The sequence below is a fragment of the Pelotalea chapellei genome (assembly GCF_018531195.1).
GTDB classification, from domain to species: domain Bacteria; phylum Desulfobacterota; class Desulfuromonadia; order Geobacterales; family Pseudopelobacteraceae; genus Pelotalea; species Pelotalea chapellei.
This window is the reverse complement of the sequence record NZ_JAHDYS010000003.1, coordinates 213,421-226,369: the sequence shown is the minus strand read 5'-3', so window position 1 is coordinate 226,369 and position 12,949 is coordinate 213,421. Positions and strand designations below refer to the sequence as shown.

Annotated in this window: 14 protein-coding genes, 1 tRNA gene and 1 pseudogene; 11 read left to right on the top strand and 5 right to left on the bottom strand. The window is 50.4% G+C overall.

Features of this window, described 5'->3' with window-relative positions; translation table 11 throughout:
• Window positions 1-57: 57 nt before the first annotated feature.
• Both KJB30_RS04400 and yfbR read left to right on the top strand, forming a co-directional pair.
• Window positions 58-1,200: a deoxyguanosinetriphosphate triphosphohydrolase gene (locus tag KJB30_RS04400; protein ID WP_214296720.1), complete on the top strand. Its 1,143-nt coding sequence runs from the start codon at window positions 58-60 to the stop codon at window positions 1,198-1,200.
• A 29-nt stretch (window positions 1,201-1,229) separates the two neighbouring features.
• Window positions 1,230-1,844: a 5'-deoxynucleotidase gene (yfbR, locus tag KJB30_RS04395; RefSeq protein ID WP_367618924.1), complete on the top strand. Its 615-nt coding sequence runs from the start codon at window positions 1,230-1,232 to the stop codon at window positions 1,842-1,844.
• Between the two features lie 84 nt (window positions 1,845-1,928).
• Here yfbR and KJB30_RS04390 read toward each other — a convergent pair whose 3' ends face one another.
• From KJB30_RS04390 to KJB30_RS04370, 5 genes are all read right to left on the bottom strand, one after another.
• On the bottom strand, window positions 1,929-2,936 hold the full coding sequence (locus KJB30_RS04390) for a hypothetical protein (protein ID WP_214296719.1): 1,008 nt from the start codon (window positions 2,934-2,936) through the stop codon (window positions 1,929-1,931).
• Window positions 2,937-3,141: 205 nt separating this feature from the next.
• Entirely contained in the window at window positions 3,142-3,573 is a 432-nt protein-coding gene (locus KJB30_RS04385; protein WP_214296718.1) for a PAS domain-containing protein, read from the bottom strand.
• 44 nt (window positions 3,574-3,617) lie between these two features.
• The gene (locus KJB30_RS04380; RefSeq protein WP_214296717.1) at window positions 3,618-4,169 is read right to left on the bottom strand and encodes a hemerythrin domain-containing protein; all 552 of its coding nucleotides are present in this window, start codon (window positions 4,167-4,169) and stop codon (window positions 3,618-3,620) included.
• On the bottom strand, window positions 4,169-4,633 hold the full coding sequence (locus tag KJB30_RS04375; RefSeq protein ID WP_214296716.1) for an iron-sulfur cluster-binding oxidoreductase: 465 nt from the start codon (window positions 4,631-4,633) through the stop codon (window positions 4,169-4,171). Before KJB30_RS04375 ends, KJB30_RS04380 begins: the two co-directional genes overlap by 1 nt.
• 2 nt (window positions 4,634-4,635) lie before the next feature.
• Window positions 4,636-4,857, bottom strand: coding sequence for a hypothetical protein (locus KJB30_RS04370; RefSeq protein WP_214296715.1), 222 nt, complete (start codon window positions 4,855-4,857; stop codon window positions 4,636-4,638).
• A 135-nt stretch (window positions 4,858-4,992) separates the two neighbouring features.
• Between KJB30_RS04370 and KJB30_RS04365 the strand changes: the two genes are divergently transcribed.
• The 9 genes and pseudogenes from KJB30_RS04365 (at window position 4,993) to KJB30_RS04325 (ending at window position 12,773) form a co-directional block, all read left to right on the top strand.
• Window positions 4,993-5,544 (top strand): HD domain-containing protein, encoded by a 552-nt coding sequence (locus KJB30_RS04365; protein WP_214296714.1) that lies wholly within the window; start codon window positions 4,993-4,995, stop codon window positions 5,542-5,544.
• A gap of 164 nt (window positions 5,545-5,708) precedes the next feature.
• On the top strand, window positions 5,709-6,788 hold the full coding sequence (pheA, locus tag KJB30_RS04360) for a prephenate dehydratase (protein WP_214296713.1): 1,080 nt from the start codon (window positions 5,709-5,711) through the stop codon (window positions 6,786-6,788).
• Window positions 6,789-6,798: 10 nt separating this feature from the next.
• Window positions 6,799-7,662, top strand: a complete 864-nt coding sequence (locus tag KJB30_RS04355; protein WP_214296712.1) for a prephenate dehydrogenase — start codon at window positions 6,799-6,801, stop codon at window positions 7,660-7,662.
• A gap of 36 nt (window positions 7,663-7,698) precedes the next feature.
• Window positions 7,699-8,988, top strand: a complete 1,290-nt coding sequence (gene aroA, locus KJB30_RS04350; protein ID WP_214296711.1) for a 3-phosphoshikimate 1-carboxyvinyltransferase — start codon at window positions 7,699-7,701, stop codon at window positions 8,986-8,988.
• Between the two features lie 5 nt (window positions 8,989-8,993).
• Window positions 8,994-9,674: pseudogene (cmk, locus tag KJB30_RS04345) on the top strand ((d)CMP kinase); the annotation flags it as partial.
• A gap of 15 nt (window positions 9,675-9,689) precedes the next feature.
• Entirely contained in the window at window positions 9,690-10,532 is an 843-nt protein-coding gene (gene ispH, locus KJB30_RS04340; protein ID WP_214296830.1) for a 4-hydroxy-3-methylbut-2-enyl diphosphate reductase, read from the top strand.
• 93 nt (window positions 10,533-10,625) lie between these two features.
• The gene (locus KJB30_RS04335) at window positions 10,626-12,356 is read left to right on the top strand and encodes a 30S ribosomal protein S1 (protein WP_214296710.1); all 1,731 of its coding nucleotides are present in this window, start codon (window positions 10,626-10,628) and stop codon (window positions 12,354-12,356) included.
• A 31-nt stretch (window positions 12,357-12,387) separates the two neighbouring features.
• Window positions 12,388-12,666, top strand: a complete 279-nt coding sequence (locus tag KJB30_RS04330) for an integration host factor subunit beta (RefSeq protein ID WP_214296709.1) — start codon at window positions 12,388-12,390, stop codon at window positions 12,664-12,666.
• A 20-nt stretch (window positions 12,667-12,686) separates the two neighbouring features.
• Window positions 12,687-12,773 (top strand) — tRNA-Leu (locus KJB30_RS04325).
• The last annotated feature ends 176 nt before the right edge of the window (window positions 12,774-12,949 follow it).

Genomic DNA, 12,949 nt, shown 5'->3' with positions numbered 1-12,949 from the left:
GTAGGCTGAAAATATAGGTTGCTCCCATACTATCGTACCCCATGCGGAGGTGCTGTTATGACTGATTCCACAGAACGCGCAGATCTTGCGGATTATGCCTGCAAAAGCTCCTATTCCCTGGGCAGAAAACATGAGGAAGAATTCCGTGATAACCGCCCCGCTTTTGAGCGGGATCGCGACCGCATCATTCACTGTGCAGCTTTTCGCCGGTTGGAATACAAGACCCAGGTCTTCGTAAATCATGAGGGAGATTACTACCGCACTCGCCTGACTCACTCCCTGGAAGTTTCCCAGATAGGTCGTGCAATTGCGCGTAAACTTCATCTGAACGAAGAGTTGACAGAAGCATTGGCGCTGGCCCATGACCTGGGACATACCCCTTTCGGTCACACAGGTGAGGAGGTGTTGGATCAGCTGATGCGGGACTACGGCGGGTTTGAGCACAATTTGCAGTCTTTCCGGGTGGTGGACGAACTGGAGGAGCGCTATCCTTCTTTCAATGGGTTGAACTTGACCTGGGAGGTTCGCGAAGGAATCATCAAGCATGCCGGGCCCTTTGATAGTCCTACAGAAGTTATGGCCGGATTTTTGCCGGGAGTGGTCCCCTCAATCGAGGCGCAGCTTATAAATTACGCTGACGAGATTGCCTACAACAACCACGACATCGATGATGGTCTCAAGTCCGGCTATATCACCCTTGACATGCTGGAGCGCATTGACCTGTGGCAAAGAGTCAGCACCGAAGTCCGTCAGAAGTATCCCACCATCGATGACAGGCGCCTCGTTTACCAGACCATCAGTGCACTGATCGGCCTTCAGATCATGGATATCTGCAGTACCGTCGCCGCAAATCTTGAAAAATATTCTATCGTGAATTGTGAAGACCTGCGGCTGGTAAACCAGACTGTGGTTCATTTCAGTGATGAGATTGTGATGCTGAACATGAAGCTGAAACGTTTCCTGTTTGAGAATCTCTACCGCCATTACAAGGTGGAAAAAATGCGCATCAAGGCAGAGATATTCATCACCCGTCTCTTTGAAACCTACCTGCGTTATCCCACGCTGCTGCCTCCCAAGTACCATGCACGCTTCGACCAGTTCGGCATTCAGCGGGTGGTGTGCGATTACATCGCCGGCATGACGGATCGTTTTGCCCTGGATGAATACAGGCGTCTATTTGAACCATATGAGAGAACTTAAATGCTATCAACCATGCGTGGAGGAAATCTGTGAACACAAAAGATCATACCCCCCGGTCGGAGCAGTACGACTTTTTTGCATTCATCTCCCGTATGCGTTACATCAGTCGCTGGGGACTAATGCGCAATACCGTTCCTGAAAACATACAAGAGCATAGCCTTGATGTTGCTGTCATTGCCCATGCCTTGGCTATGATTCGTAATACCTATTTTGACGGTGATATCGATCCGAACCGGGTCGCTTTGTGCGGTATCTTTCACGATGCCAGTGAAATATTCACCGGTGACATGCCTACTCCGGTGAAACATTTTAACCCCAATTTTAAACATTCTTTTCATCAACTTGAAGACCGGGCACGGCGCAGACTGCTGGGCATGTTGCCGTCCGAACTGGCAGAGGAATACGAGTCGTTGTTCTTTTTTGAGGAAGAACCGGAGTACGCTGCCCTGGTCAAGGCAGCTGACAAGATTGCAGCGCTGACTAAATGCATTGAAGAGGAGAAGTCGGGAAATCTGGAGTTCCGCCGGGCCGGGGCAGAGCATCAGGAGTATCTGGCCGCCAGCCCGCTGCCGGAAGTGCATTACTTCATGGAAAAATTTCTGCCGGGGTACAGGTTGTCACTGGATGAACTGAATCTGGGGTAACTTTTTTATCACTCTCAACAATAAAAAAGAGCAACCTGCTTGGGCGGGTTGCTCTTTTTGGGTTCAGGAGTGCAGCTTGTCTATTCAAGCAACTATGTAGCTGCTGACGGCTGCTTCATCCATGCTGTTCGAAATGGTGAGAATTCTCTCGTTATCGTCGTGCTGAACCTTGATGCGGCAGTCCATACCAGCTTCAGCCTTGGTGTAGCGCAGCAGGATCCGGGCCGCCAGTTCGAGACAGGTTTCGTTCTGCACGCCCATGACCGCTCCCAACGGAGTATTGCCGTCGAGCCATGTGATTCTGGTTTCACCCGGCTGTATGGCTGTTTCCAGAATTCGATTGTCGTTTTCGTCGCGGCCGATGATGACTTTGGTGCGCTTGCCGATACGGAAATGGCGCCCCATCTTGAGCATCCGGAAATCCCGCTGATTGAGCTCGTCGGAATGGTCGAAGATGTCACGCACTTTGGGAACAAAAGAGAGTTCAGTCAGCAGGCAGCCACCGGCAGGGCAGGGGTAGTTCTTTACGTCAAGTTCGTCGGCCAGTTGGAACTGATCCTTGCGCGAACGTCCCTTGATTGCCAGAAGTTTTTCGCGGTCAACCCATCCCTCCAGCTCGGGAATGGTGGGTTCGAAGTGCTGGGCTGAGAGAGGCCGTAACAAGAGCCCTTCCAGGCCGCTTTCGCGTTCGATCACCCGCATGGTGTCCCTGCGCTGGCTCATGGGACGTTGACCCAGTACCTCTCCGGTGATGATGAAATCGGCACCGCTTTCCTGCATGTACTCTTTGGCCTTGCGCAGCAGATAAATGCGACAGTCCACGCAGGGATTAACCCCTTTGCCATAGCCGTGGCGCGGGTTGCGCACGATTTCAAGGTAGTCGAGGCCCTTGTGAACGACTTTGATGGGAATGTTGAATTCCTGGGCAACACGAACCGCTTCGGATTTGCAGCCTGAATTCTTGCCGGTGCAGGTGCAGAAAGGGGAGGTGAAATTAAGGGCTTCTACGTCAATGCCCATGTCGAGCATCATTTTGACCGCAAGGGTCGAATCGAGACCTCCGGAAAGGAGGGCAACTGCTTTGCGTTTCATAAATCTCCTGGGGCTCCATGTCATGGCCTATCTGGATGATGGGCGCCACGGCACGGGACCGATTTTTTCGGTGAGGCTATCACAGGGGTGATGAGATTGTAAAGGAAACAGGGAGTCCCAAAGTAGTGAGTCACGAAGTCCTCGAGTCACTGAGTCACGGGGTACGGTGGCAGCTTTTGCTCTTACCCCTTAACCCGTTTCCGTCTCACCCTTCCAGAGCCTTAAGACGCTCTTTCAACTCTTTTTCGCGCTGCCAGCGGGCCGTAACATCGCGGATAATGGCGGCTACGCCGAGCATGGTGCCGTCCTCATCTTTGACCAGCACCATGGAAAATTCTGTGGAAAGGCGTGTGCCATCCTTGCGGAGCGCCGGGGCCGAGAGCAGATCAATGCTGTAATGGCTGCTGCCGCTCTGCATCACCCGGTAATATCCTTCCCAGTGCCTGCCGCGGAGGTTTTCCGGTATGATGAGATCCAGCGACTGCCCTAGCGCTTCTTCTTCAGTGTAGCCGAACATGCGCACCGCCCCATTGTTCCAGAGCCGGATAAGACCCTCGCGGTCGGAGAACATGATCGCATCGCTGGATTGTCGGACAATATCCTGGCTAAGCCATTCCTGTGATAATAACGAATCCACGATTCCCTCCTGAACTTGCCTGGAAATGTAGCTGCAGATTGTTTTTACACTTCTCGCTCATAATGGGCCACAACTGTTTCATAATGATTGGCAAAATCATGGGTTGTTTTTGTTTCAGCTTGGGCATAGCCACTGATTATCGAGTCGCGCAGTTCTTCGGGAATGACCCGTTCTGCCAGAGGATACAGTATCTCGTCTTCCTTGCTGATATGCTCACGCAGCAGTTCTGCATACGCCAGTGCATTCTCTGAAATAATGGTCCTTGCGTCGGTCTCACCTGCCAAGGCTGCACGGGCCGCTGTTTCCATGGCAGCCACGTAAGCGCGTCCCTGGTCATGTTCCATTAACATAGCAGCAATCGGACTGTTCTCCCTGGGCATGCCGTTTGTTATCAGGGCTTCAAAAAGCACATCTTCTTCCTTGGCATGATGATATTTATCCGCATAATTCCTGATAAAGTCGACCCCATCCAGATAGAATTGCCAGTTGGAATAGCTGCCTTCCGCAGTGAGTTTTGCATTACGTTCCAGAAGAGCGATCATTCTGAGAATAAGGCGATGTTCATTCACCAATGCGGCTGTTATATCCTTTTTCATCAGTTCCTCCGCTCTCCGTTGATACCAATGATAATGCTTTCCAGGGGAATTGCTTTGCCGCTTTTGTGAAGGGCTTCCTTGACCATGATGTCCAAACCTCGGCAGCAGGGAACTTCCATGATAGCCACTGTAATGCTTTTGATTTCATTGGCGCTGAAAATGTGAGCCAGCTTGTCAACATATGCGCTGGTATCGTCCAGTTTGGGGCAGGCAATCGCCAGCGCCTTGTCTTTGAGCAGGTCCTGATGCATGCTTCCCATGGCAAAGGCGACGCAGTCTGCACTTATCAGGATGTCCGCATTTTGAAAATAAGGTGCAGTGGGGGGCACCAAGTGTAGCTGAACCGGCCACTGTCGCAGTTCTGAAGGTGCCTTAGTTCCCGTTGTGTCTGCTGTTTCCTGCCGCTCAATGACCCGTGCCATGCTGCCGGGGCAACCGCATCCTGAATGTCCATTGTGTCCCATGATTATTCTCCTTTTTCCGTGAGGTAGTTGTTTATTTCCATTTCGATCTTAGCTTCATCATCCTTGGAAAGGCCGTGAATGGAGACCACGTCCTTCAACAGGCAAATACCGACTTTGCAGGTCACACATCCAATGTCATAACGATTGAGGATATCGCCAATTCCCGGATAATTTTGCATCACATCCTGAATGGCTTTGTCACCAAGTCCGTTTTTGAATTCCATATGTCGTCTCCCCTGTTCATGTTCTGTATGATTGAAATATAGCGCAGACCAGAGTTTAAATTTAATGACCGTGGTCAAGAAGTGGCATAAACTTTATGAAAGCTAGAGCGTACAAAAGGCACTGTGGAGGAAAGTATGGTTGTAGATAGCCGGCTGATTATGGGAAAGTATTTTGAAGGCGAATCTCTTGAGCTGATACTGATTCATGGAAAGATGGTGGCCGAGTTGGCAGTTGCCGTGGGGCATACTCTTGGTCTTGAGGAGACGGAGATTGTCTTCCTTGAAGAGGCAGCCATGCTTCATGATATTGGAGTTTGTCGTGTCAATGCGCCGGGCATCGGCGTGCATGGCGGTTTTCCCTATATTACCCACGGGATACATGGGCGAGAGATACTTGATGCCGAAGGATTGCCTCGCCATGCACTTGTCTGCGAGCGGCACATTGGTGTCGGCTTGACGGTATCTGACATTGTTGCCCAGGAATTGCCGCTCCCGCATCACGATATGACCCCGCAGAATCTGGCTGAAGAGATTATCTGCTTTTCGGATCTTTTTTATTCGAAGAACCCTCACAAGCTGTCACACAGGAAAACCATTGAGAAAGTGCGCTGCTCCCTCGGTCTGTTTGGTGAAGCGAAGGTCCTCATCTTTGATTCATGGTTGACTCGTTTTGGAAAGGTGCTCTGAAAGAAAAACCTTATTCTATATCTTCCGCCGAGCACTCGTTTTCATCTGTTTTTCTTGGCCGTCAACCTGCATCCTGCGCCGATCTGTTCAAGATCAAAACAGTTGCATTTTATAAGGTCTTCCAGTATATTCCGCGCTTTCCAGACTACTCCAAGGTGGTTCTTGTGCAGCAGAATACACCGACAATCGAACAACTTCGTGCCTCGATCGACAGTATTGACGACCGTATTGTTGAGCTTCTCAACGAGCGCGCACAGGTTGTGCTCAATGTGGGACGGCTCAAATCCGGCAGCAACATGGAGTTTCATGTGCCGGGCCGGGAGCGCCAGATCTATGAGCGCCTGTTAAGCGGCAACCAGGGACCTTTTCCCAATGATGCTCTGCGCAGCATCTACCGCGAAATAATTTCCGCCTGTCTTTCCCTCGAATCGCCGATGAAGGTGGCTTTCCTCGGCCCCAAGGCAACCTTCAGTCACCTTGCCACCATGCAGCAGTTTGGACTTTCGGCTGAATTGGTGCCGCTTAAGTCAATTCCTGCTGTTTTTGAAGAAGTTGAAAAGGGTAAGGCGCTGTACGGTGTTGTGCCGGTGGAAAATTCCACCGAAGGGGTGGTCTCTCATACGCTGGATATGTTTATGGAGAGCAATCTTCAGATAACCTCCGAGATCCTACTGGAGGTCCATCACGACTTGCTTTCCCGAACAGGCCGACTTGAAGATATCAAAAAAATCTATTCTCATGCTCAGCCCATTGCCCAGTGCCGGCAATGGATAGATGAAAATCTGGCAGGGATTCCTGCGGTAGATGTGGCCTCAACTGCCGTGGCTGCCCAGATTGCCAGTGAAGATTATACGGCTGCTGCCATTGCCAGTGAACTGGCAGCTTCCCTCTACGATCTAAAGGTCGTCAGGAGCAGGATTGAGGACCAGGTTAATAATTTTACGCGCTTTCTGGTTATTTCACGCAAGGGTTGTGAACGGTCAGGGAACGACAAAACCTCGGTTTTATTCTCGGTCAAGGACGAACCAGGCATTCTCTGCCGCATGCTGGAGCCCTTTGCCAAGCGCGGTATCAACCTCTCTAAAATTGAATCACGCCCCTTCAAAAGCAAAGCATGGGAATATATCTTCTTCCTTGACCTTTTCGGTCACATTTCCGACCCCGAGGTAGCCGCTGCCCTTGAAGATCTCAAGGAATGCTGCCAGTTCATCAAGATCCTGGGCTCATATCCCCGGTCAAGGTAGGGCGGCTGCTATGTCTTTCATAGTTGAACGTCTGACAATCATCGGCGTGGGACTGATCGGTGGCTCCTTTGCCCGTGCCCTGCGACAGGCTGGGGTGGTAAAGACGATCATCGGTGTAGACAGGGATATTTCAAATCTGAAACAGGCCCAATCGTTAGGCATTGTTGATGAGATCTCCGAAAACCCATGCGAAGGTGTACGCGATGCAGATGTTGTTTTTATTTCGGTGCCGGTTTGTTCCATTCCTGCAGTCGTTCAGCAAATAGCGGCTTCACTGGGGCCAGGATGTATCGTCACCGATGGCGGTAGCGTCAAGGCCGGCATTGTCAGTTGCTGCGAAAGGTTGATTCCGGAAGGGCGACATTTCGTCGGTGGCCATCCAATTGCGGGTACCGAATACTCTGGAGCGGCTGCTTCCTTTGCCACGCTCTATAAGAACAAGCGCTGTATCCTGACCCCCACGACGGACACCGATCCAACAGCACTGGCACTGATTTCTCATCTTTGGCAGTCCACCGGAGCCGATGTTTGCTCAATGGATGCACAGCGGCATGATCGTATCTTTGCAGAGATATCGCATCTGCCGCATATGGTTGCCTACTCACTGGTACACGCTGTGGGGACAGCTGATGCGGAAGGCGAGGATATTCTCTCCTATTCGGCCGGCGGGTTTCGGGATTTTACCCGGATCGCCTCTTCTGACCCCGCCATGTGGCGCGATATTGCGATAATGAATCACACGGCACTTCTGGCCAGTATCGACGGTTTCTCATCCAGTCTGGCTGTCCTGCGCGCAAGTATCGAACAGGGTGATGGTGAGGGTTTGGTTGATTTTTTTACAAAGGCCAAATGTTTCCGCGACGGAATCAAATAGAACCAGCTTTCTCGACACTCCACGAAAGGAGCATTTGTGAATTCCATCACCATCACACCGGTGTCATCTGTTAAGGGCGAAATCCATATTCCTGGTGATAAGTCCATTTCCCATCGTTCAATAATGCTCGGGGCAATTGCCAATGGCATAACCACGGTGAAGGGGTTTTTGCGGGGCGAAGACAATCTGTCTACTATGAAGGCTTTTCGTTCCATGGGAGTCAGGATTGACGATGACGGTGAGACTCTTGCGATTCACGGCAAAGGTCTGCATGGACTGACAGAGTCATCGGATGTTATCGATTGCGGCAATTCTGGTACAACGATCAGGCTGCTTAGTGGTCTGCTCGCGGGCCAGTCTTTTTTTTCCGTGGTTACTGGAGATCAATACCTGCGGAAACGACCCATGAAACGTGTTGTAGAGCCGCTTGTCCGGATGGGGGCACGCATTATGGGGCGCAATGTGGGGAATCTCGCTCCACTGGCTATCAGCGGCGGCGCACTGAACGCAATCGGGTTTGAATCTCCGGTTTCCAGTGCTCAGGTTAAATCTGCCATTATGCTGGCAGGGCTTTACGCTGATGGCGAAACCTCGGTGCGTGAGCCAAGTCTTTCCCGTGATCACTCCGAACGGATGTTTCGTCTGTTCGGTGCTACTGTGGAGACCTTCAGCAGCGGGGTCACCGTCAGGGGAGGAGTGGAACTGCAGGCGCAGGATATCACGGTGCCTGGGGATATTTCCTCGGCAGCGTTCTTTATTGTGGCCGCCTTGATAACCCCGGCGTCTGAACTGCTTATCCGCAACGTTGGTGTCAATCCCACCCGTACCGGTGTCATTGATATCCTGATATCCATGGGAGGCAGCATTGAGCTGCTTGATCAGCGTCAGGTTTCGGGTGAACCGGTAGCTGATATCCTGGTTCGCTCCTCACAGCTTAAGGGTATCGAAATTTCCGGTGCTGTGGTGCCACGAGCCATTGACGAATTTCCTGCAATTTGCGTTGCTGCTGCTTGTGCCGAAGGAATAACTACGATTCGTGATGCCAGAGAACTGCGTGTCAAGGAAACCGACCGTATCACGGCCATGGCAAACAATCTGCATCGGCTTGGCGTGATGGTTGAAGAATGCGAAGATGGTATGACCATCACTGGAGTCGAGCAATTGGGGGGAGGCGAGGTCGAGAGCTGTGGTGATCATCGTATTGCCATGTCCATGTCGGTGGCAGCCCTGATTGCCACTGAAAGTATAACCATCAATGACATTGAGTGCGTAGCCACATCATTTCCAACCTTCTATCCTTTGCTGGAACAGGTTTCAGGGCGGTAACTGCAATGAATGAACGTGAGCACCGATTGGTAATTGCCATTGACGGACCCTCTGGTGCCGGAAAGAGCACACTTGCGGCCAGGCTTGCCAAAAGGCTTTCCTACGTACAAATCGATACCGGGGCAATGTATCGCGCAGTGGCCTTCCTTATGCACAGCGCCTGTGTTGATCCTGACGATACTATCGCTGTGGAACGTTTCTGCGAAGTTGTTGACGTTCGCCTGGAAGATGCCAACGGAGTGCAACGGGTTGTTGCAAATGGCCAGGATGTCACTAGTCAGATTCGCACGCCTGAAATGTCTCTGCTGACCTCGCGCGTTTCAGCTTTGAAACCTGTGCGTGAAGCAATGATGCGGGCTCAGCGTGCCATGGGAAGTGCTGGTGGGGTTGTTCTTGAAGGGCGCGATATTGGCACGGTTGTGTTTCCTGATGCTGATCTTAAATTTTTTCTTTCTGCATCTCTTGAAGAGAGGGGAAGACGGCGCTATGCAGAGTTGATCGGCAAGGGAGAACAGGTTTCTCTCGAAGAAACTATTGCTGCTGTGGCGCTGCGCGATGAACAGGATTCAAAACGTGATCTAGCACCGCTCAGGCAGGCCGATGACGCCATAGCCATTGATTCTTCGGGTATGTGCATAGAAGACGTGCTGGAAAAAATGGAAGGGTATATTCGCCAAAAACGGCAAGATAGGAAGAACAGGATGAAAGTAATACTCGCAAAACGTGCAGGGTTCTGTTTCGGGGTCAAACGTGCCACACAAATGGCTTTTGAGGCTGCCGTCATGGACAAGAAGACATATACTCTCGGACCAATCATCCATTCCCCCCAGGTCGTAAACAAGCTTGAAGAAATGGGAGTCAGAGTAATCAAGGATCTCGAAACCATGGAGAGCGGCACCATTATCATTCGCTCTCATGGTGTTGCTTCCGAAGAAATTACTGAGGCCATGGAAAAAAACCTGGAAATAATCGATGCCACCTGTCCTTTTGTGAAGAAGGCGCAGGAGCACGTCAAAAGTCTTTCAGAAGCTGGATATGGTGTCGTTGTGGTTGGTGATGCAGATCATCCCGAGGTGCAAGGAATTGTCTCCTACGGTGGCGATAAGGTTGATGTCGTCGGTTCCGGTGATGAAGTTAAAAAACTGCCTAAGATGAACAAGATCGGAATTGTTGCACAAACAACACAATCCTTTGAAAATCTGAAAAATGTTGTTTCAGAATGTTTGCTGCGTGGTGGGGAAATTCGAGTATTCAACACCATCTGCGATGCCACTGCGGTGCGTCAGGAAGAGGCCAAAGAACTGGCCTGCCAGGTGGATTGCATGCTGGTTGTGGGTGGCTATAACAGCGCTAATACCCGTAGGCTTTCAGAGGTGTGTGCCGAACTCCAGACACGTACCCATCATATTGAGACAGCTGCTGAAATCGATCCTGTCTGGTTTGATGGAGTTGAACGTGTTGGTGTCACCGCCGGCGCATCCACACCGAAATGTATCATTGATGAGGTTGTCAGCAGGATCGAGGAGATCAATAAAAGCCATTGAATTTTTGTGAAAATGTGGTATTTTATCTAGCTTGATTAACATAACAAGCATCATAGCGGTAAAAAAAGAAAAACGTCCAGGGGGTATGGTTTAATGGTTGATTTCAAAAGGCTCAATACGGATAACGGTGAACACGAAGATCCGGATTTCGAGCAGCAGAGCGATGAATTCGCCGCACTTTTCAACGAAAGCATCAAGGAAAGGCCAGAGCGAGACAAAATTATTGAAGGAACGGTGGTTCGTGTCGACCAGGAAACCGTTCTTGTGGATATCGGCCTGAAGTCAGAAGGTATCGTTCCTATAGCTGAATTCCGTGATGCAAATGGTGAAGTGACTGTGCAGGTTGGTGAGCGCATTCGTGTTCTCATGACTCGCGAAGATGGAAAAAAAGGGTATATCCTTTCCAAAAAGAAAGCGGATTATCTTGTTGCATGGGAAAAAATTGGTGATGCCGGTCAGGAAGGCGGCATTATCGAAGGTACCATTACTGCCAAGGTAAACGGTGGCTTTAGCGTCGATATTTGCGGTGTACAGGCATTTCTCCCCGCATCTCAAGTTGATATCCGCCCCTCCTCCGATTCAGACAGCTATATTGGGGTTACCGGTAAGTTCAAGGTTATCAAGCTTAACCAGCGTCGAGACAATATCGTGCTGTCCCGTCGTGCAATTCTGGAAGAAGAGCGCTCTTCTGCCCGCGACATCACCCTCGAAAAATTGGAAGAGGGGCAGATTGTTGAAGGTGTGGTCAAAAATGTTACCGATTACGGTGCATTCGTAGACCTTGGCGGCGTTGACGGTCTCCTGCATGTCTCCGACCTTTCCTGGGGACGTGTCGGCAAACCTGCTGATGTGCTTAAGCCGGGTCAGCAATTGACAGCCAAAGTACTTAAGTTCGACCGTACCAAAGGGAAAATTTCTCTTGGTGTCAAACAGACCCTCCCTGATCCATGGTTGGATGTCCCCAATAAGTACCCGATGGAAACGCGCATCAAGGGTCGCGTGGTCAGTCTGATGGAGTATGGCGCTTTTGTGGAATTGGAGCCGGGTGTTGAAGGCCTGATCCATGTCTCCGAAATGTCATGGACCAAGCGTGTTCGACGTGCTTCTGATGTACTCAGTGTGGGTGATGAAGTCGAGGCAATTGTCCTTGGAATCGACATGGGCAATCGTAAAATTTCCCTGGGTCTTAAGCAGATCGGTGAGAATCCCTGGAAAAACATTGCCGAGAAATACTCTGTCGGTACCAAGATCGAGGGACAAATCAAGAACATGACCGACTTCGGTATGTTCATCGGCATCGAAGACGGCATCGACGGTCTTGTGCATGTGTCGGACATTTCCTGGACCAAGCGTATCAAGCACCCTGGTGATGTATATGCCAAAGGTGATCTGGTCCAAGCGGTTGTGCTTAAGGTTGATGTTGAGAACGAGCGTTTGTCGCTCGGTATCAAACAGCTCGAGCCGGATCCATGGAGTGTTGCCCCAACTACCTACCGTCCTGGCACCAAAGTGACTGGTAAGGTAACCTCATTGACTGATTTCGGTGTTTTCGTTGAACTGGAAGAAGGAATCGAAGGTCTGATCCATGTCTCTGAGCTTTCACGGGAAAAAGTTCCCTCTGCAAAAGCCTTTGCAGAAGTCGGAGATATGCTTGAAGCGGTTGTGTTGAACGTTGATCCGAAGGAGCGTCGTATTTCCCTTTCCATCAAGGCAATGCATGCTGCTACTGAAAAGGAAGAATTCGAGCAGTATCTTGGTTCTCAGGGAAAAGCTACTTCCAATCTGGGCGACCTGTTGCAGCAGGAACTGAACAACAAGAAATAAAAATATTCACAATGCAGCAGGAGATTCTCTAATGACCAAAAGTGAACTTATTGAAAAAGTTGTGCAGACACATGGCATGCTGAATATGAAAGTATCAGAAATGCTGGTTAACACCGTTTTTGATTCAATTGAGGAAGCTCTCAGAGAAGGTGATAAAGTGGAAATCCGCGGTTTTGGCAGCTTCACAATCAGAGAGCGTACCGGACGTGAAGCACGCAATCCCAAAAGTGGGGAGATCGTCAGCATACCCGCCAAGAAAACTCCGTTTTTCAAAACCGGCAAGGAACTAAAAGAACGCGTTAACTGCTGATCAAATCAGTGTCTGCGCCAGCCCGAATGGCGGAACTGGTAGACGCAAGGGACTTAAAATCCCTCGGCCGTAAGGCTGTGCCGGTTCGATTCCGGCTTCGGGCACCATAAGAAAATCCAGCACCATCCAAAGCAGTATTTAAAGCCCCAAAAAATCGGGGCTTTTTTGTTATCTATTGTCTTGTGTGATCCATTTTGGTATAGCTCAATCCAGGTGCTATGGAGGCGTCCTTGGGGTAATGATGCCTCCATGTCAAACCAGATACCTCCAAAAAGGAGAAAGC